The organism is Clostridium sp. OM05-9, from assembly GCF_003481465.1.
Lineage (GTDB): Bacteria > Bacillota > Clostridia > Lachnospirales > Lachnospiraceae > Coprococcus > Coprococcus ammoniilyticus.
The window spans coordinates 425,852-447,265 of record NZ_QULF01000001.1 but is presented as its reverse complement, the minus strand read 5'-3'; the positions used below and the strand labels follow the sequence as shown (position 1 = coordinate 447,265).

Here is a 21,414-nt window from a genome sequence, read left to right as displayed (position 1 = left end):
CCTCTTATCTAAATTTTTCTTATGCCTCTACTGCTTCTGTATTTTCTGCTGCAGCTTCACATGCGCACTCAGCAGTTTCTTCTGCTGTCTCTGCAGGAATATCTTCTACAACGACATCTTCTTCTGCTTCACGATCTGCATTGATCTGCTTTGCGCCCTGGTAAATGTCATCTACATTTTCCTGAATGGTTGTAGCTGTGTTCATAACACACTTCTTTGCACGAAGAGCCGCTGCTGTACAGTTTGTGTAAACCTTCTTTGCATCCTTGCTTGATAATACCTTGATACCTGCCGTACCAAACAATAAACCTGCTGCAAATATTCCAACTTTCTTAATATCCATGATAATTTACCTCCTGATTGTATTAATATATTTTGAAGCACATTATAGCATCATTTCTTTTTTTTGCATGTATATTATCATTTTATTCACATATTTTTTACATCTGATCATTCGCAAACATGTACACTTGTTCTACTCGTGAACTATCATCTTATGTTGTCTGTAAAACCTTCGATAAAACATAAATCCTACTATAGTAGTGATTACCTCTGTAATCGGGAAAGTCAGCCAGAAATACACAAATCCGAATCTGGAAAACAGATATCCAAGCGGTACAAATAAGAACACCGTTCTCATAATGGTTAGAAACGAACTCTTAAAGGCTTCGCCGGTTGCCTGCAAAAAGACCGGATAAATCTGCGCACCTACCATCGGTATAAAGCTGATCCCAATAAATCGGAATCCCTGCACTCCGATACGGATAACTTCGCTGTCCTTCGTAAACACAGAAAGCATAGGTTCCGGAATAAATTCAAAGCATAACGTTCCGATGAACATCAATGCAATTCCCCATATAAAGGCAACCGTCATCGTATGTTTACAACGATCAATACTCTTTGCCGCATAGTTATAGCTAATGATGGGTACAATGCAGGTCTGAAGAGCACCCAGTGGTATAAAGAAAAATGTCTGCCATTTGTAATACAATCCAAGTGCTGTCACTGCCTCATCGGAAAATCCTGCAAGGATCATATTTAATCCAAATATGTAAAATGTATACGTTGCCTGCATGATGATATTCGGAATTCCAAGCGCATAGATCCTGCGGATATCCTCTGGATATTTGCAAAGAGACGGCGAACGATGAAATCCCTTCTTCATAACAAGAAGTGCCGCTACAACCTGTCCTGTGATCGTTGCAAATGCAGCTCCTGCTATTCCAAGCTTTGGTATACCAAAAAGCCCAAAGATCAAAATCGGATCTAACACAATATTCGTGATAGCTCCTGTGATCTGTGCGATCATCGGTGTCTTCATATCTCCGTTTGCCTGAAGTACCTTTGTCCATATGCTCTCTGTAAACAATCCAATGCTGCCCACGCACACAATCCTTCCGTAGGTAATTACATCAGCAATTACTGTATCTGAATTTGTCTGCAACCGTGCATATGCAGGCATCAACAGATAACAGCTTACTGCAAATAAGATCCACATAATGATCGCCAGACTAAAGCCGATGCCTGCTACCTCATCCGCCTTCTTATACCTCTTTATTCCCAGAAAATGTGCAATATTTGTATTGATTCCAACACCGGTTCCAACTGCCAGTGCGATCATCAGAAGCTGAACAGGATAAATGATCGATAACGCCGTCAGACCGCTCTCTGAGTATTTCCCGACAAATAAACTGTCTACTATATTATAAAGAGCCTGTATCAACTGTGCCAGCATGACAGGCGGTGCGATTTTAAAAAAGATCTTATTGATCTTTTCTGTGCCGTAAAAACTACTGTTTGTTTCCATTTTGTTTCCCCTGAATTTATTCCTTCACCTGTAATTTTTCTTCATCTTTTAATTCATGATAAAATGCATCCAATATACCCACATAATTTTTATTCCATGGCTTTTGTTTGCCACAGTAATGCAGGATTACTGCATTCTCGCGTACCCATGTTCTATCTATCTTCTCATGGTTCGGTTCCATATTATAAAATGCTATCATTCTGTCACTTAAATTATACCGCATGGTATCGATCAAACCGATATGTGTACCATACAGTGCAGCAATGATATCCTGATCCGGTAAAGTCAATGTCTTTCTGTGTTCTTCCACAAATGTTCCCACTTCGTGAAAATCCTGTTTTTTTCTCAAAACATCCAGATTCATTAATATTACGCCCGTATTGATATATGGAACCTTTTCCTCTATTCCCAGTCTTAACCGGTTCATCTTATTTAAGAACTTTCTGATATGTGTACAAGCTAAAAAATAGTTATCTTCAAAATCCATCTCATACAGTTCCTTCAATGAACGAATGACAATTATATCCGCATCAAGGTACAGGATCCGATCCAATGTCTCCGGTAATAATGCAGATGCATATATTCTGTAATATATCTCCATCGGATAACGGTCTGTCTCCGGAAAATTCATATCTTTACGATACTTCATATCGATAAAATGAAATGTTACGGAATTCCCCTCTATATCTTTGTCATATCGTTCCAACTGTTTCTGATCATTCAGATCAAGATCAGAATGAATCACATATATATCATACCCACCTTCTGATGGGAAACGGATAATTGATCGTACACAATCATCCAGATGTTCCATAAAGCCCTTATTAATCGTAAATAATAAATTCATTTCATATACCTCATCCCATGATATTTTACTTCCGGCTTTTTACAATTTACTACTCTGAATATCTCCGGTCAATCCATAATTTCTGAATCGCGTGCAATAATTCTGTACCTTTATTTAAAATCAGATTAAGGCACACCAAAACTGCCGGCAGATAAAAATCTGCCGGCAGCCGTCTATTTTAGATCCCCAAACCTCAAACTTCTTTGGAATCCTTCCATGCCGCATTTACGCTTCATGAATTTATTTTGTTTTTACTGCCACCGCATTGCTCCAGTCTGAACAGATTTTTGTTGTCTTTCCATTCTTCTTCACATTCTTATAAGTACAGATCCGCACATAGTACTGTTTCTTTGTACTTAACTTTGTAATCTGTTTACTCTTTGCCTTATTGGAAGATACTGTTGTCAGAATCGAGCCTTTAAATGACTTATTGGTAGAACACTGAATGATGTAGCCACTGGTGTTCTTCGTCTGCTGCTTCCAGTTGACCGTAACCTTTGCCTTTCCTGCCTTTACGGATTTGACCGTTGTTCCGGCAGGTGCGATACGAAATGTCAATGTCTTCTTGCCACTATATTTCTTACCCTTTAACTGAACCGTGACTTTATAGCTTCCGATCGATTTCCTTCCACTTGCATAGGTCACTGTATAGTCCGTACCATTTTTCAGTTTTTTACCCTTGCTGTCCTTTACCGTGACAGTTGGCTTCTTCGCTTTCTTATCATATGTATAAATGCTCTTGCTAAGCTTTACACTGCTGATCTTATTGATCTTCTTTGTAGATAAAGTCTCGCCACAGGACTTGCATTTCGTTACAAGCTTTCCATCAACACTAAAGGTTGCTTTCTTCTTTACACTCTGAGCCTGCTCCTTATGCTTGCATCCTGTCGTTTTCTTTGCTGTCAGATGATAGGATGTTCCTGATACATATATGTTCACATATCCCTTGATCGGCTCTCTTACATAGGATGCTGTATATCCGCTTCCCTCTTTGCCGAGATTATACCATTCATCCTGTGTAAGAATTACATTGTCGGAAGAAGGCTGACCGATATACCAGTCTTCTGCTCCTCCGTTTGAATCAGTGATCGATCCTATGCTGATCAGGTCACTTTTTACATAAGATATCACACCATTCTTAATATCAAGCTCAAATATGCATTTCTTACCGGTCTTATCTTCGATGTATTCCTGCTCACCTGAGGATTTACTCTTATAGGTATATGCTGATATCTCCTCCAAGGTTTTGTAATAGCCCATGTTCGATGGGTTAAATGCGGAATATCCATGTTCGATCTCATGTGCATAATAGAGATTCAAAGATTTGCAGTAGATCAGTTTATAGATATAATAGCTGGTATCATACATGTCTATCGCATATTTAGAATTCGCATCTCCATCCTTCATGTACACCTCAAATACAGAAGGCTCATCACTCAGACATACAACACGATGCATAATATACCGGTCTGTATATGCCGCCTCCGTCTTTAAAGTTTTGTCTGTGTCTGCATCGACACAGTTTTTATATTTCTCTGATATCGAGTTTACATAAAACGGCATCTTATCCGTTCCGGCGTAGACATCTACAACTGCCTTTCCGCTTACCTTGAGAACGGCTTTTGTACCCTCCGGCTGCATGGTAATTCCACAATTTTTTTCCTTGTTCTTATTAATCGTCAGAGTACCATCACCAAGAATCTCAACAGATCCGCCATAACCATAGCCCCATACAATAAGACTCTTGATCTGGTTATCACCCACCAGCTTGATCTTGAAGTCATCCCCCATCTCATTTGCCTCGATTGACATCGTTGGGTGTTTATAATTCGTAAGCGTTAAGGTATTCGTCTTCTTATCATAAACTGCCCCTTTTACAGTCTCTGCTTTTTGTGAACCTGTAACATATACAAAATGATTTGTATTCGTTCCGCCCCCCCGATTATAAATATTGATATACGCTGCACTATACTCTCCTGTATTTGGTCCGTTTGCTGCCTGTACGGTCAGCACACATCCAACCCACATACACAAAACCGCCAGCATCAGAGATACCTTTTTGAAATGTTTCATACCCATTTCCTCCTTTCATGGTTATACTATGCCATGAAGTATATCTGATAAACCGGCGGTTTATAAGTTTACATTTGTTCTTTTTTATATTTTAGTGCAATATCGTCACATAAATCCATTCAAAAGTAAGTTTTTATTAACAGGACTCACATCCTCCAGGATTGATCATCATATAGGCTTGAATCTGATCCTATTTCATAGGATGATCTCATTTATTTATACCTTTATCGGTTTCTCCACGCATAATAGAACTGGATCAAGCCGATCCTTGACCTTGTATCTGTCTTTTCATTCAGCGATGAGATATGCTTATAGAGCGCGGTTCTTGAAATATACAGCTTTCCTGCAATATCCTGCACACTTTCATCCGATTCCAGAAGTTCTCTTAACACTTCCTGCTCTCTGTCTGTCAGACGATATTCCTCTGCAAATCGGGCAAAATAATCAACAGCGTCTGTACCGCCCGACTCTTTTATCACATTTTCCGATTCAATACCGTGTTTTCCTGAAACCGAATCAAATACAGAACCCGTTGTTGCAGATGCAGATTCCACCGTAAGCCCATCCATATCTTCCTTACGTTCAAATCGTTCCTCTATGATATTCACGCGAAGCTGACTGCTGTAAATGAACATCGCAATACTGATCATCACAAACAAAATAAGGATCACGATGCTGGCAAGAAGTATAGGAGATAATCCCTCGCCGCTTCCGCTTCCGTTTCCATTTCCATCTGCATTTACCGACATGGCATACGGCAGCATGGTTGAGATAAAGCCGACGATACCCGCTCCGATATTATTAATAGCTCTGCCGAATCCTGCCCATAATGCAGGGACTCGCGTATAATAAGATACTTCCATAAAACCGGTTGTGAAGAACACAACGAAAAATCCTGCTACCGGATAGAACACAAGCAGTCCCGCAAGGATCGAGCCACCTATACCGATCAATAAGATACAGAGCACGGATAAGACCGTCACACAGTACATGACCAGACTCATATATCTGCGTTTCTTCAGATCAAATAAAATTCCCGCAAGGATTCCACTTAAAGCCAGCAGAAGCCTCGGCCATTCACCTACATCGATCGCACCCTTTGCATGATAGTAAGTAACAATGTTATCCAGAGCCGCAAATATGAATGTCATTAAAAGGACACAACAAACCAGTGCTCCACAGGTAAGTCCCGGATGGATCGAAGCATTATTCTGCACCTCCACCTCATCCTCTATCTTAAAACAATCTACAAGTATTACAAAGATCACAACAAATATCAATAGCATAGATGCCTGAATCCGATTGTCTGTGATCAGATTATTATTTATAAACTGAAGCAGCAGGCCTGCCGCATAAGCAGTTCCAACCATCAATGCCATATGATTGCTGTTTTTCAGGATATCCGCTGCCTGATCATGCACCTTACTGCCATACATACCCGCAAACAAAAAGAACACGCAACCCCAGATCAACAAACTCCGTTCCGATCTGTTACCTGTCATCATCCAAATACTTAACATACAGATCACTCCTGAAATAATCTGCATAACCATTCCTTGTCGGCTTCCCCGATAGTGTTTCAAAATCGGATAGACCAGAAATCCTGCTACACTGACTGTAAGAATAATGCTCTGTGCCCATATGACCCGACCTGCAGGTACCAGTTCCGCCATCCGATCATCAAAGAAATATTCCGTTCCCAGAAATAAAAAATTAAAAACTGCCAGTCCTGTTATGGCCAATATATAATTTCTGTATTTTCCCTTTTGATTCTTCTGCCCGGACATATATACTTCCCCATTATCTTTATAATTGTTTCATTTGTTCCCTGTCTTCCAATATTCCCCCAGCGTAAACTATTCTGTTAATGTACTACGCCCTGTCCTCAAGATCAAATGTAATTTTTGTCAAATATGTCTCTTTGTTTTCTTTTTGCAACCGTTCCGTCAGTTCCCGCACGATATTCTTTTCCTGCCCCTGCCATTCCGATGGAACAACCATATCAAAAACAAGTTCTTTCTTTCCCTCATGAGTGTGTACGCGGAAATCATGGATTGTTATTTCTGTATCTATTTGCTGCAGGATAGTAAGTACCTGATGGTGTATCTGATCAAGCTCTGCATCATCTGTGATAACCGGATCGTAATGAATGACCATATGCACACCAAATCGGTTCAGGCATTCCCGTTCGATGCGGTCAATCTCATCATGACACACCATTGGATCGATCTTCTTATCGATCTCTACATGAATACTTGCATACTGTCTGCCCGGACCATAATCATGTACCAACAGGTCATGGCAGCCAAGTACCAACGGACAGCTGCTTATATATCCAATAAGCTGTTCCCGCAAACCGGTATTTGCACCTTCTCCAAGAAGCGGAGAGATTGTATCCTTTGCAAGCGAAATTCCGCTTACAATGATAAAAACAGATACCAGCCCACCCATAAGACCATCCATTTTCCATCCGCTGATATGTTCTACAACTGTTGCGGCAAGAACCGCAGCTGTTGTCAGCACATCATTTCTGCTGTCTGCGGCTGCAGCAAATAAGGTATTTGACTGAATCTTATCTCCCGTCTTACGATAAAAAAACATCATCCAGAGTTTTACCAGGATCGAACCGATCAGCACAATGATCATCAGCATGGAAAATTCGATCGATGCCGGATGGATCAGCTTGAGTACCGATGTCTTTGCCAATTCAAATCCGATCACAAGGATCATAGCAGCCACAACCAGACTTGCCAGATATTCAAATCTCGCATGTCCGTATGGATGTTCTTTGTCTGCCGGCTTCTCTGCCAGCTTAAATCCGAGTAATGTTACAATGGAGCTTGCTGCATCTGACAGATTGTTCAATCCATCTGCAATAATTGATGTAGATGCGGCCAACTTTCCGATCACAAGCTTGCTACCTGCCAACAGCAGGTTACACAATACCCCTATGAAACCGGTCATCTTACCGACCGCTGCCCTTTTCTTAGAATCCTGATTTTCTTGTGCCATAATAGTTACCTCCGCATATATAAGATAACTTTATGCAACGCAATTAATAATCTTTCCATCAGATCAATAGAATTATCTCTGACCGGCTGTAGCCGGAATAATAAAAAACCTGCGGAACAAATAGTAACTACTGTCCCGCAGATCATAAATTCATTCTTTATCTGCTGCCACCCTGTGTGGCCCGGCCCTGTGGTCATCCCACCGCCTGCTCAGTTTGTACTGTAGATTGATATGCAGTGCAAAAAGTATTGATACATTATAGCATGCGGTTACCCATACATCAAGTGCCGGTTTCTGATATTTTGAAAGATGATATTTTGAAGGATCTGCCACCGGAAATCTGCTTCCGACGGCTATCCTTATTTGTACTCTGTATTACTTGGATGCGGCAGGATTTAATTTCTTGGTCTTGATCTCATCCTGAAGCATTGCAAGGAATTCATCCATAGGAACAGTTGTTGTCTTCTGCTCACCATGAAGTCTGTAGCTGACAGTCTTATCATTTACCTCATTCTTACCAAGGATGATCAGATACGGAACCTTCTCAACCTGAGCAGCTCTTACACGATAGCCAAGCTTCTCTGCACGTTCATCGATCTCGACACGGATGTTGTTATCATCTAAGAAATCATACAGCTCATGTGCATATGCATTTAATTCCTCATCTTCATTCTTTACAGGAAGGATTCTGGCCTGTACCGGTGCTAACCAAAGTGGCAGATTTCCCTTTGTCTCCTCCAGAATGTATGCCATGAAACGATCTAAGGAACCAAGGATTGCTCTGTGAAGAACGACAGGAGTCTTCTTTGTACCATCCTTATCAATATATGTCAGGTTGAATTTTGCAGGAAGACAGAAGTCAAGCTGGCATGTAGATAATGTATATTCATTTCCGATCGCCGGCTTAACATTTACATCAAGCTTTGGACCATAGAATGCTGCTTCACCGATCTCTTCCGTGTATTCGATACCGATATCATCCAACACTTTACGGAGTGCGTCCTCCGCTGTATTCCACATCTCATCGTCATCATGATATTTCACCTTATCCTCAGGATCTCTTAATGACAGAACACAACGATAATCTGTGATATTGAAATCCTTATAGGTGTCGAAGATCAAGTCAACAACCTGCTTGAATTCAGATTCGATCTGCTCCGGTGTTACAAACAGATGGGCATCGTTCTGACAGAAATGTCTGCCTCTCTCGATTCCTTTTAAAGTACCACTGGCTTCGAAACGGAAATCATGTGCGATCTCGCCGATACGAATCGGAAGATCTTTATAGGAATGCATTTTGTTTGCATAGATCATCATATGATGCGGGCAGTTCATTGGACGAAGCACGAAAGACTCACCCTCAACTTCCATTGCAGGGAACATATTGTCTTTGTAATGATCCCAGTGACCGGATGTCTTATAAAGATTTACCGTACCAACACAAGGAGTCATAACATGACGGTAGCCAAGCTTTCTTTCCTTGTTCTTGATATAATTTTCAAGCTCCTGCCATACGATATAACCCTTTGGAAGGAACATAGGAAGTCCACGTCCAACCAGATCATCTGACATGAACAGATTCATCTCTTTACCGATCTTTCTGTGGTCACGGTCTTTTGCTTCCTCCAATAACTTCAGATGTTCTTCCAGTTCTTCTGCTGTAGGGAAGCATACACCATAGATTCTCTGCATTACATGGTTCTTGGCATCACCCTTCCAGTATACACCGGAATATTTTACTAACTTGAAGTTCTTACATAATTTTGTGTTATCAACGTGTGGTCCGCGACAGAGATCTGTGAAATCTCCCTGATCGTAAACTGTAATATTTCCATCCTCTAAGCCTTCGATCAGATCCAGCTTGTAGAAATCATCCTTGAACATTTCAAGTGCTTCTGCCTTTGTAACTTCACGTCTGTAAATCTTCTTGCCCTCTTTACAGATCTTCTTCATTTCTTTTTCAATAGCTGCGATCACATCATCGTTTACAACATCATCGCCAAGGTCGATATCATAATAGAAACCTTCTTTTACAACCGGTCCAACCCAGAACTTTGCATGTGGATACAAATGCTTTACGGCCTGTGCCATAACATGGGCGCAGGAATGATTGAGAGTATTTAATCTCTCGTCTGCTTTAAAATCTACCATTTTCTTATTTCCTTTCTTTTACCTGAAGTGACATCCCACCCGATGGTACAATGTCCGATAATTATTTGTACAGGAATCATTCTGTTTCTTTGTCTATTGCACAAAAAACGCCCCTGTACAGACGTTTTTTCATCTATACAAGGGGCGATTATAATTCTTATATCGCGGTTCCACCCTTTTTATTTCCTGTGGAAATATCTCATTCATGATGATAACGGAATCACCGGACCGGATTAGGGCCGCTCAGAGCTGGTCTTCCTGAATGACTCCTCTAAGATACTTCCACCAAATGTATCTCTCTCTGTAGATTCTTCGTTCAGTACTGTTCTCATCAACACGTTATTCAAAGTATATTTCAACTGTTCCGCACTGTCAAGTAGCTTTTTCCGGTTTTATTATCATTTTTTTCTTATTGAATGATCTAAAGATTTTCCGTTAATACCTAAGACTATGGTCTCTGTCCAAGTCCGCCTTCCAGAGTGATCGTCTCTCCTGTCATATATTTGAAATCAGGGGATGCAAGCTGTACACATACACGTCCGATCTCAAGCTCTGAATCACCGAAATGACCCATCGGAGGTGTATGAACATTCTTGTCAAATGCATCCGGATATGCATTCTTGAACTGTTCTAACTGTGCTGTCCATGCAAGCGGGCAGATGATATTTACATTTACGCCATCCTTTGCCCATTCTGTTGCTGCAACTCTTGTAAGTCCACGAATTCCTTCTTTTGCTGCTGCATACGCACACTGTCCAAAGTTACCGAACAGTCCTGCACCGGATGCAAAGTTGATAACGGATCCCTTGCTCTCTTTCAGATATGGATAGCACGCTTTCATATAATAGAAGGTTGCATACAGTCCGGAATATAATGCCAGATTAAACTGATCTGTTGTATGGTCAGCAAGCGGAACACCGGATGCCGATGCCTGTGCATTATTAACCAATACGTCGATACTGCCAAATGTATCGATCGTCTGCTTTACAACATTTGCAACAACTGCCTCATTATCCGCACCGGCAGATACATCTGCTGCAACAGCCAGAACCTTTATACCATATAAGCGTTCCAGTTCTTCCTTTGCATCTTCCAACTTCTTCACATTTCGTCCTGTGATCACGACATTTGCGCCTTCTTTTGCATATGCTGTAGCGATACCGTAACCGATCGAACCACATCTGCCATCACTTAATACGGCACGTCCTCCACCTGTGACAATAACTGTTTTACCTGTTAAAAATCCCATTTTCTGTTTTCTCCTTATATTATTTGAAATCCGATACCTTCAGACTGCTTTCCGGCCTTATACAAATGTCCCAGTCCGTTTGTATCATATATAATGCTCATTATCTTCTATATCTTTCGATCATATCCTCCCACTGACAGCCTGCTTTCAAATGCACTCTGTTCTAATGGTTTATCATACAGATAGCCCTGTGCATGGTTACAGCCAAGTTCCAGAAGAAATCTTGCCTGCTCCTCCGTCTCAACTCCCTCGGTTATGACATTCAGATTCAACTGTCTTGCCATCTGAATGATACTCTTAATAATGATCTGATCCTGTGTTGAAAATGCCTCATGATTGATAAATGACCGATCGATCTTAATCTCGTTTACCGGGAAATCCCGAAGAACACTCAAGGTCGAACAGCCTGTACCAAAGTCATCAATTGATGTCGCAATACCTGCTTCTGACATATTCTTGATAAAGTCATACAGATCCTTCTGTTCACTCGCTTCTGTCGTCTCTGTTACTTCTATGATGATATACTTTGGATCAATATCATACTCTTTTATGATCCTTATAATTCGTTCCGCCAACATCCGTGGATCATGCCCAACCCCGGAAATATCATTTCTCGATATATTCACAGATATCGGAACAAGCTTATACCCTTTCTCAATCCATTCATTTATAGCCTCACAGACCCGCTTCAGAATATACAGATCCAGATGAATGATAAATCCATTCCTCTCCATGGTCGGAATAAACCGAAATGGTTGTATCACTTCTCCGTTATGAATCCATCTTGCAAGTGCCTCTGTACCTACGATCTGACCTGTCCGGATATCAACCTTCGGCTGATAATACACCTGAAATTCCCGTTTCTCCAACGCCTCAGGAAGCATCTGTTCCATCCGCTGAACATCTACTGTTTCTTCCAGCATCTTGTCCGTTAAAAACGCATACGGAAGCTTGTGCTGTCTGGCATAACTGACGGCAATCGACAAACCATTCATAATATTTCCGGGATCTCTGTCCTTTGCCGTTATCTCATAGGCACCTGCCGCTGCCGCTATATATACCGGAACGACCCGTCCCATATACTTTGCTGTTACCTCAACCTTTTCCAGAAGATGAAGGAACTCTGCCGTTCTGCTTTTCTTGACCAGCGCCATGAAATTATCTCCGCCCAGATGCGCCAGTGTCTCGTCCTCTGCCAGCCATTTTCTGACAGCGACTGCATAACGCTTGATCATCAGATCACCTTCTGCACCACCATACTTATAGCTGAGCAGTCCAAAGCTTTTCAGGTTAAAATAAAAGCCGTTGTACTGACAGATCGTCTGATCCTGCAAATGCTGCTGTATGATCCTGACAAAGCCTGCACTGTTAGGGAGCATCGTGATCAGATTACAATACGAATATTCTCTTGTCTTACGGATCAGTCTGGATCTCGTCACATGAAGATATAAAACCTCAAGGAGAAGAGCTATATCTTCTTTTTCTTCCTCGCTCCATTCTACATTTTCATATGGGAATGCCGTAAGCTCACAATATCCGTTTTCTACCGCTTGAAATGTCTTCTGATATTTGCCTTTCTCGGAATACAAGCCATCCCCGGCATAGAATACATCATGACGATCTTCATCCTGTACAGATTTGATATCTGCCTCAATGTGCAAATGTCCCGCTACCCTGCCGATCTTAAGCCGCTCAGCCAGAGGTTCGATCGCCTTTTTGAATCCATCAAATGTATTCTCAAACTGTAGTAATTCCTGTACATACAGTTCTATATCTTTTTTCTTAATTCTCTCTCTGATATCATCCACTGTCACGGGTGATCCTCCCTCTCATCTTTACTACTCTATACACCACAAAACTATTATTTTACATACAAACAATCATGTGTTTATTATAACATGCTTTTCACTTTTATGGGAAAAAAGATAGTTTTTTGATAGATTTTGAACAGGTTGGAAATCACATGACAGGCGTTATTTCTTATATGACAAATATACAGGTGTTACAATTACCACCATGAAAATAGAATACCTGTAAGCGGTGACAACACGATCATGATCATGGAAAATGTAAAAGATTCCATAGAGATCAATGTTGCCCTCTGTTCCGAAGGGAACATATTCTGAAGTATCGTATTTGTTCTTACCTGTAATGCATCATCACTAAATGCCGCAATAAATCCACCTAATGTCATAATCACATAATTACCAGAATGTTCCACTGCTATACCAAGAAGAACAAGGAATCCGGTTAATACAAATACTGTTCTGTACCGTAAACGATCACACAACAGAATCACCCTTGCTCCAAGGATTCCTCCAAGTTCCATAATAAAGAGTGCCATTCCAAGCAAGGCATTTGGGATTCCACTCTCCGGCAGCTTAGCCTGTAAGAAAAATAACAGTAAAATATCCCCTGCTCCTACCAGCGAATTTACCAACATCAAAACTATTGCTCTCCTTGCATCCTTTAGAAACTGAATACTTTCCCACCAGCAGTCAACCAATGCACGGACAATTGTATTTGCCTTATGATCCCTGTGTTCTCTATGTTCCCATATTCTATTTAAAACAAATATCTGAACCAGACACATTAAAATATCCGTTCCATATGCGGCTCTATAACCAATGTATAACGCAAATCCTGCACACAAAGTTGATATTCCATTACACAAACGGTATATACTCAACTGATCTGATTCATATTTTGCATAATAGGATTCTTCTCCATAGATTTTTAAAGAATCATATGCTAAAGCATCTCCCGATCCTGATGAAAAATTGTAACTCATCGCATGAAGTGCAATAGACAGACATATCGTAAACAAATTCCCTGATGCGATCATAACAACATTTGCAATCATTCGTAAAATACTGCTCACAATCAACATATTTTTTCTTCCAAATACATCCGCAAATATTCCTGACGGTATCTCAAAAATAATGCTGGTTACATGAAAGACCGTTTCCACAAAACCTATTTCGACCAAACTATATCCTCTGGCAGCCAATATTGCCACCCAAGCCCCTGTTAAAGATAAATTTCCAAGGACGGATGATGTGTATAAATATCCTATTTGTTTTCTAATTGTGTTCATAAAAAAATCTCCTTATCTATTTTTCTTAAATGGATAAGGAGATAGTGTACTTTTTTATTACGTTTTATATCATTGTTCTGATATATGACTTGTTCTAAAAAAAGGCGCACTATCCCCGTAAGGAACACATGTATAACCTTTTTTCAGTTGTAGATTTGTCATTTTCCAGAACATAATCTTAATCCTTTCAATATCAACTCATAGAATTGTACGGTTAGGATAGCATATCCTGCCTTCATTTGCAAGGGTATAAAAACTCACTTTATTCGCAGCATTACCGAAAACTGCTTATCTTTTACCTCTGCTGAAACCACATGCCCCAGCTTATCGGCCAGGCATTTTACAACATATAAACCAAGTCCTGCGCCTTCCTCCCGGCGGGAATTGCCACGGTAGAAGGCGTCAAATACATGGTCGATATCGATCTCATTGTCAGCCTCTATGTCATTCGTGAATGTAATGGATACTCCGTCCGCATCCTGTTGTAAGCAGACGCTGATTCTGGTATCCGCATATTTTCTGGCATTAGAAAAGAAATTTGTAAATATCCGGTTCAGCACTTTCTCGTTGCTCTGAACCCAGACTACACTTTCCGGTATGTCAAATGCTGCCTGAATCCCGGACTCCTGAATCCATTCATACTGCTCCAGCACAAGTGCTGTCAAAGTTCTTGCCACATCTATATTCCTGATGTCAATGGCTTCATCCTTTGCCTCTGCATAAGATACCTCAAAAAATGCATCCGACAACACACGGAGATACTCTGTCTTTGCGATCGCGATATCCAGATATTCCATATCCCGGTCGTCTATGCGTCCACCTTTTTTCATCAACTGCAGATATCCTTTTACTGCTGTAAGGGGTGTTCTGAAATCATGAGAAATGCCTGCGATCACATTTTTCAGTCTGGTTCTGTCCTGCTCCAGCGCACGGTTTCTCTCCTTGATCTGATCCGAATAATCATTTAACGCTTTTGCAAGAGCTACGATGTCACGATCAAAATATTCCACATGGATCTCCTGATCCACTCCTCCATGCAAGCGTTTCTGAAGCTTGGCTGCAAATATCCGCATCTGTCTTTTATATTGTATCAAACGTATAAAAAGGACTGCTGCCAGTAAAAGCAACAGTCCTGAAATTATGATATACCATTTATCCATGTATACAAATTCTCCTCAGGCTATCAAAGATCCAACACCCTAATTGAACCATCTTTTCTTATAGCTATTATATGATAACACATATGATTTCTATGTATTCCCGGTCGTCATATTTCTTTATCTTTGTCCGGTTTCCGCCATATATTCACAGATGAGATGATTGATCTCTCTGTCATCTTCAATCACAAGTAGCTTTGGCATATTGTTTCTCCATAAATCGTTAGTTTTTACATCTAAGCTCTACGCACACAACCTCCGGATAATTGAACAGGCGAACCGGAATTATGCTGTTGCCAAGTCCCCTGCTGACTATCATTTCTGTATCTGCGCGGTTATATTTTCCTGATGTGTATTCCGGTAAAAATCCCTGATCGGGTGCAACGATTCCCCCGACAAATGGAAGTCTGATCTGTCCTCCATGTGCATGTCCGGTCAAGACAAGATCAGCTCCGGCATTTGCATAGTTCTGAAGGTACTGTGGCTCATGCGCAAGTACGATGGATAATTCATTTTTCTGCTCCTGAAGCAGATTCTTTAATGTCTCATCACTTAAGTGCTGATCATCTAACCCTGCCAACATAAAAGAGGAATCCCCTTTTTCAATGCAGACGGCTTCATCATCCAGATCACATGCTCCGGCAGCAAGAATCCCCTGCATCATCTGTTCATTTTCCGATGGCTCAAGCCAATATTCATGGTTGCCGGTCACATAATATACCGGTGCGATCTTCACTGCTTCTTTCACAAATGCTACCGCACGTTCCACATTTGTATGATTAGAATCCACCAGATCCCCGGTAATAACAATGATATCCGGCGAACAGCTTCGTATGGTTTCTAACAGCTTCTTATTCTCTTTTCCAAATTCAGCGTTGTGTAGATCCGATATCTGTACGATCCGGTATCCATCGAGATCTGCGCCAAGCTTTTCTGATTCATATGTATATGTGGTAATTACCAGATGCTTATTCTGAAACAGGCAAAACGGAATCAAAATAATGATTATAAGCATCAGAATGATAATCTTTTTGTGTGGTATTTTTTTCATCTTCATCTATTCACGGTCACAAATAACCGCTCCCATCTTTTATCTATCGTCTTTACCCTGCGATACTTCCTGCCTATAATATTTTGATACAAAAAATAACGCACGGCAAATTTTATTCCTCTTATAGGATATAAAATCATTTGTCGTGCGTCAAATAAATAATTATGAATATGATGATAAAAACTGCTTTGTACGTTCCTGCTCCGGATTGTCAAATACCTCTTCCGGTCTGCCCTGCTCAAGTATATATCCATCATCCATGAATATAACCTGACTGGCTACGTCTCTTGCAAATGCCATCTCATGAGTGACAATTATCATCGTTGTCTTTTTATCTGCAAGATTTCTGAGAACCTTCAGCACTTCGCCGGTAAGCTCCGGATCAAGAGCTGATGTCGGTTCATCAAAACACAGGATATCCGGCTGCATAGCAAGTGCTCTTGCGATCGCAACTCGCTGACACTGCCCGCCTGATAACTGATGTGGATAATTGTTCATCCGGTCTCCTAGTCCCATCTGACGCAGAAGATCTTCGCCCTGTACTCTTATCTCATCCAGTATGTTCTTTTTATTTGCCTTATAGTCCGGTCTTTCCTTTGCCAGAAGCTCCCTTGCCAGCATAACATTCTGAAGTGCTGTGTACTGCGGGAACAGATTAAATGACTGAAATACCAGTCCAAAGTGCAACCGTTTCTTCCGAACCTCCGACTCCTTAAGTGTCTCCGGCTTATCCGTATCGAGAAGGATCTCATTATTTACACGGATAATTCCGTTATCCGGCATTTCAAGGAAATTCAGGCAGCGAAGCAATGTAGTCTTACCACTTCCTGATGATCCTATGATCGACAGAACCTCTCCCTGCTCTAATGAGAAGCTGATATCCTTAAGTACATCGGTCTTACCAAACTTCTTTTTTATATGTTCAACCTCTAATATCGCCATACAGCTCCTCCTCTATCTGAAGAAATCCAGTTTCTTCTCTAATTTTCCAAGTAAAACAGTAAGTACACCATTCCAGATCAGATAATAGAATGCGCAGAAGAACAATGGCCATATCGCACCTGAGATTCCCTGTGAACCTTTCATGAACGCCTGTCCTGCCCAGATAATCTCCTGCAACGCAATGATACGTGCAAGTGATGTATCCTTAACCAGCGTAATAATCTCGTTGGACATTGCAGGTACGATCTTCTTTATCATCTGAAGAAGCTTGACCTTAAAGAATATCTGTCTTGGAGTCATACCAAGCACCAGACCTGCTTCCTCCTGTCCAACAGGAATTCCCTGAATTCCTCCACGATATATCTCTGAAAAATAGCAGGCATAATTCACGATAAACGATACCGATGCTGCCACAAATCTTCCGCCTTCGCCACCACCCCAGATCGGGTTATGGAATACAAGTCCCGGGAAATAATAGATGATAAGCATCTGGATCATCAGAGGTGTGCCTCGAACGATCCACACGATAAATTTCATAAGATAGCTGAGTGGCTTAAACTTTGACATAGAGCCAAATGCTATTAAAAGTCCCAGTGGAAATGCACCAAGCAAGGTCACAAAAAACAATTTTAAAGTTTGAATAAATCCTGTATTAAGCGCCCCAAGTACAATTGGGAGCTGTTCAAAAAACAAATCCATAATAATTTTCTCTCTAAGTAATAATCAAAATAACCGTCTTATAGTCTGTTAATTACTCTGTAAGTGCTGCCTGTACCTTGTACTTCTCTGCACATTTCTCCATAGATCCATCAGCCTTGCTGTCTTTGAAAAACTTGTTAAGCTCTGCTGCAAGATCAGAATCTTTTCTGAAACCTACACCATATTCCTCACTGTTAAGGCCTACTGTATATGTAAGATTTGCATAGCCTGTGCCTTCTCCTACCATAGCTGCTGCCATAAGGGAATCGATAATAGCTGCATCAGATGTTCCTGCTGCAACTTCCATAAGTGCATCTGACTGTGCCTTAACTGCTGTATAATTAAGTCCAAGTTCCTTTGCCTGATCTTCTCCGGCACTTCCTGCTTCTACAGCAAATGTAAGTTCCTTAATGCTGTCTACTGTCTGGTACTGATCTGCCTTGTCCTGTGGCACGATCACTACCTGTGCATTGTTGCAGTATGCATCAGAACATGCCATTGAGCTTGTAACCTCGTCTGTAAGTGTCATACCGTTCCATACACAGTCGATTGTCTTACCATCAAGCTCCATGATCTTGTTGTCCCAGTCTATCTCTACGAATTCTGCTTTCACGCCGATGCTCTCAGCAAATGCGGATGCCATGTCTGCATCAAATCCAATCCAGTTACCTGAGTCGTCTTTGTAATCCATTGGTGCGAAATCTGTAACACCAACAACAAGAGTTCCCTTTTCCTTTACGTATTCCAGATCACTCTTTGAGTCATTTGATGAATCTTTCTTTCCACAGCCAACCATAGAAAGTCCCATTACTGCTACTAAAACCAGTGCTACTAACTTTTTCATGATTATTTCCTCCTGAATATAATTAAAAGATATATGTCTGCCCCTTCCGGGCGCAACACGATAACATAGTAACAGTTTATCACAATAAAGTCAAACGTAATCTTATGGTTTTTATGAATTTGTATTTTCCAAGAACTACAGCCAGTTAAGCCTGTTTTCAAATTTTACTTTGCGGTCTCCTGATTCTATAACTCCTATCTCATAGCAATCATAAAACCGACTGACATGATGCATTACTGCTGCCTTATCTTTTTGATTCGTCACAATATTAAAGCCTACACCACAATTAAACGTCCGCAGCATTTCTTCGTCACTGATATTCCCATTATTTCTGATATACTTAAATATGTCTAATATCTTTATTTTCGACAGATCGATCTTTGCACTCAGTCCCTCCGGAATTATCCTGCACAGATTTCCTTCTATACCACCGCCAGTGATATGCGCCATGCCATGTATAACATCTTTATCAAATAAATCTTTGATTGATCTGTAGTATGGTGTATGTGGTTTCATAATCTGCTCTATAAAGGTTAAACCATCTATCTTATCCAGTTTTATCTGCGGCATTTTGTCCATCAATAACCGTACTAACGAATATCCATTTGTATGTAAGCCATTTGATGCAATTGCCAGAACTGCATCACCCTCTTTGATCTGGGAACCATCGATTACCTTTGATCGTTCAACAATTCCAGCAATACTTGAAGTAAGTACATATACGCCCGGGTCAACAACCAATGGCTGAATAGAAGTTTCCCCACCTACCAGAGAACATTCATTTTCTTTACATGCATCTGAAACACCCTTAACCAATGTCTTTATTGTATCCGCTTCCGCATTTCCACAAACAATCGTGTCAAGTACTGCCAACGGTTTTGCACCCATAACCACAATATCATTTACTAAGTGATTGACCATATCATGGCAAATAGATTCTGAATATCCATACTCTATCGCAAGTTTTTGTTTTGATCCGGGTTCTTCAGATTTTAATACCAGAACCGGATTTTCAATCTCCTGAAATTTTATATCATATAAAGAAGCAAATGGTCCCAGACCATTTAAAACACGGTCATCCTTTGTATCCAAATGTTTTGCCATCTCTCTTTTAATGGTATCAGTATAGGTTATATCAATTCCCGCCTTACTGTAAGATAACCCTTCCGCATCTCTTTCACTCCCTGCCAGGATTTCATCAACAGACACATCCAACACAATTGCCAAATCTCTTAATATCTCAATATTGGGATAAGTTGTTCCATTTTCCCATTTTGAAATTGCCTGAAAAGAAACCTTTAGCTTATCCGCCAACTGCTGTTGCGTCATACCAAGACTCTTTCGTTTTCCCATTATAAAATTTCCAACTTTAATACTGTCAAGCATATAAATACCTCCGTTTTTATTTTATAATAGTTTACTTTGCAAACACAAAACAATAACCGCAAAAGTGAGTTTCATGCAAGGATTCAACCATGCGTTGAAAATGCTTACAATTTTATAGATCTAAGGAATAAAAAATCCCATAGATACTGGATTTTTCCAATATCCATGGGACAAAAATCGTGTTTTGAATTATCTCTTTGAGAACTGTGGAGCACGACGAGCTGCCTTTAAGCCGTACTTCTTTCTTTCCTTCATACGAGGATCTCTTGTAAGGTATCCGGCCTTCTTGAGGATTGGTCTGTATTCTTCTGAATCAGCCTCAAGTAATGCTCTTGAAATACCATGTCTGATAGCACCGGCCTGACCTGTGAAGCCGCCGCCCTTTACGTTAACCATAACGTCGAACTTACCATCTGTACCTGTAGCAACTAATGGCTGCTTAACGATAACTTTCAGTGTATCAAGTCCGAAGTACTCGTCCATATCTTTCTTGTTGATTGTGATCTTACCAGTACCTGGAGCGATATAAACTCTGGCGATACTGCTTTTTCTTCTTCCTGTTCCATAGAACTTAGTTGTTTTAGCCATTGATGATATCCTCCTTCTTAGTACTTAATCTCTAAAACTTCTGGCTTCTGAGCCTGCTGCTTATGATCAGGTCCAGCGTATACATAAAGCTTTGTAATCATGTCTCTTCCAAGTGGTCCCTTTGGAAGCATTCCCTTAACTGCTAAACGGATAACATCCTCTGGCTTCTTAGCCATCTTCTCTTTTAATGTAGTCTCTTTCATTCCGCCTACATAATCTGAGTGGTTGTAGTAGATCTTCTGATCCATCTTCTTACCGGTAACCTTGATCTTGTCTGCGTTTACTACTATTACATAATCACCTGTATCGATATGTGGTGTAAATGTTGGCTTATTCTTTCCTCTTAAAATGCTTGCTATCTCTGATGATAAGCGTCCTAAAGTATGTCCTGTAGCGTCAACTACATACCACTTTCTTTCTATTGTTGATGGGCTTGCCATAAAGCTCTTCATCGTGGTACCTCCTAAATTATTTTCTAAAATATTAATATGGTATATCCTCAAATACGTTG

The 21,414-nt window shown here is 40.6% G+C and carries 18 protein-coding genes and 1 riboswitch; all 18 genes read right to left on the bottom strand.

Annotation, left to right across the window (positions count from 1 at the left end; all coding sequences use genetic code 11):
- Positions 1 to 19 precede the first annotated feature (19 nt).
- A complete protein-coding gene (locus DXB77_RS02130; RefSeq protein ID WP_021944950.1) occupies positions 20 to 343 on the bottom strand; it encodes a DUF6110 family protein in 324 nt (107 codons plus the stop codon).
- 132 nt (positions 344 to 475) lie between these two features.
- Positions 476 to 1,807, bottom strand: coding sequence for an MATE family efflux transporter (locus tag DXB77_RS02125; protein WP_021944951.1), 1,332 nt, complete (start codon positions 1,805 to 1,807; stop codon positions 476 to 478).
- A gap of 16 nt (positions 1,808 to 1,823) precedes the next feature.
- Complete coding sequence (locus DXB77_RS02120; RefSeq protein ID WP_117807181.1) at positions 1,824 to 2,654, bottom strand: glycosyltransferase family 8 protein; 831 nt, start codon at positions 2,652 to 2,654, stop codon at positions 1,824 to 1,826.
- A 240-nt stretch (positions 2,655 to 2,894) separates the two neighbouring features.
- On the bottom strand, positions 2,895 to 4,727 hold the full coding sequence (locus DXB77_RS02115; RefSeq protein WP_117807180.1) for a hypothetical protein: 1,833 nt from the start codon (positions 4,725 to 4,727) through the stop codon (positions 2,895 to 2,897).
- 224 nt (positions 4,728 to 4,951) lie between these two features.
- On the bottom strand, positions 4,952 to 6,514 hold the full coding sequence (locus DXB77_RS02110) for a helix-turn-helix transcriptional regulator (RefSeq protein ID WP_118662534.1): 1,563 nt from the start codon (positions 6,512 to 6,514) through the stop codon (positions 4,952 to 4,954).
- A gap of 85 nt (positions 6,515 to 6,599) precedes the next feature.
- The gene (locus DXB77_RS02105; RefSeq protein ID WP_117807178.1) at positions 6,600 to 7,739 is read right to left on the bottom strand and encodes a cation diffusion facilitator family transporter; all 1,140 of its coding nucleotides are present in this window, start codon (positions 7,737 to 7,739) and stop codon (positions 6,600 to 6,602) included.
- 128 nt (positions 7,740 to 7,867) lie between these two features.
- Positions 7,868 to 7,962: riboswitch (NiCo riboswitch) on the bottom strand.
- 152 nt (positions 7,963 to 8,114) lie between these two features.
- A complete protein-coding gene (thrS, locus tag DXB77_RS02095) occupies positions 8,115 to 9,890 on the bottom strand; it encodes a threonine--tRNA ligase (RefSeq protein WP_021944954.1) in 1,776 nt (591 codons plus the stop codon).
- Positions 9,891 to 10,338: 448 nt separating this feature from the next.
- Positions 10,339 to 11,139, bottom strand: coding sequence for an SDR family NAD(P)-dependent oxidoreductase (locus tag DXB77_RS02090; protein WP_008402696.1), 801 nt, complete (start codon positions 11,137 to 11,139; stop codon positions 10,339 to 10,341).
- Between the two features lie 107 nt (positions 11,140 to 11,246).
- Complete coding sequence (locus DXB77_RS02085; RefSeq protein ID WP_117807177.1) at positions 11,247 to 12,953, bottom strand: bifunctional diguanylate cyclase/phosphodiesterase; 1,707 nt, start codon at positions 12,951 to 12,953, stop codon at positions 11,247 to 11,249.
- A 194-nt stretch (positions 12,954 to 13,147) separates the two neighbouring features.
- Positions 13,148 to 14,236, bottom strand: coding sequence for an MFS transporter (locus DXB77_RS02080; RefSeq protein WP_008402700.1), 1,089 nt, complete (start codon positions 14,234 to 14,236; stop codon positions 13,148 to 13,150).
- 257 nt (positions 14,237 to 14,493) lie between these two features.
- Positions 14,494 to 15,396: a HAMP domain-containing sensor histidine kinase gene (locus DXB77_RS02075; RefSeq protein WP_008402701.1), complete on the bottom strand. Its 903-nt coding sequence runs from the start codon at positions 15,394 to 15,396 to the stop codon at positions 14,494 to 14,496.
- 220 nt (positions 15,397 to 15,616) lie between these two features.
- Positions 15,617 to 16,450 (bottom strand): metallophosphoesterase, encoded by an 834-nt coding sequence (locus DXB77_RS02070; RefSeq protein ID WP_021944956.1) that lies wholly within the window; start codon positions 16,448 to 16,450, stop codon positions 15,617 to 15,619.
- Positions 16,451 to 16,606: 156 nt separating this feature from the next.
- Complete coding sequence (locus DXB77_RS02065) at positions 16,607 to 17,386, bottom strand: amino acid ABC transporter ATP-binding protein (protein ID WP_021944957.1); 780 nt, start codon at positions 17,384 to 17,386, stop codon at positions 16,607 to 16,609.
- A 12-nt stretch (positions 17,387 to 17,398) separates the two neighbouring features.
- Positions 17,399 to 18,085 (bottom strand): amino acid ABC transporter permease, encoded by a 687-nt coding sequence (locus DXB77_RS02060; protein ID WP_008402705.1) that lies wholly within the window; start codon positions 18,083 to 18,085, stop codon positions 17,399 to 17,401.
- Positions 18,086 to 18,137: 52 nt separating this feature from the next.
- Complete coding sequence (locus tag DXB77_RS02055) at positions 18,138 to 18,929, bottom strand: transporter substrate-binding domain-containing protein (RefSeq protein WP_021944958.1); 792 nt, start codon at positions 18,927 to 18,929, stop codon at positions 18,138 to 18,140.
- Between the two features lie 135 nt (positions 18,930 to 19,064).
- The gene (gene purM / locus DXB77_RS02050) at positions 19,065 to 20,315 is read right to left on the bottom strand and encodes a phosphoribosylformylglycinamidine cyclo-ligase (protein ID WP_118662533.1); all 1,251 of its coding nucleotides are present in this window, start codon (positions 20,313 to 20,315) and stop codon (positions 19,065 to 19,067) included.
- Positions 20,316 to 20,504: 189 nt separating this feature from the next.
- Positions 20,505 to 20,903 (bottom strand): 30S ribosomal protein S9, encoded by a 399-nt coding sequence (gene rpsI / locus DXB77_RS02045; RefSeq protein ID WP_008402708.1) that lies wholly within the window; start codon positions 20,901 to 20,903, stop codon positions 20,505 to 20,507.
- A gap of 17 nt (positions 20,904 to 20,920) precedes the next feature.
- Entirely contained in the window at positions 20,921 to 21,355 is a 435-nt protein-coding gene (gene rplM / locus DXB77_RS02040; protein ID WP_008402709.1) for a 50S ribosomal protein L13, read from the bottom strand.
- Between the last annotated feature and the right edge of the window lie 59 nt (positions 21,356 to 21,414).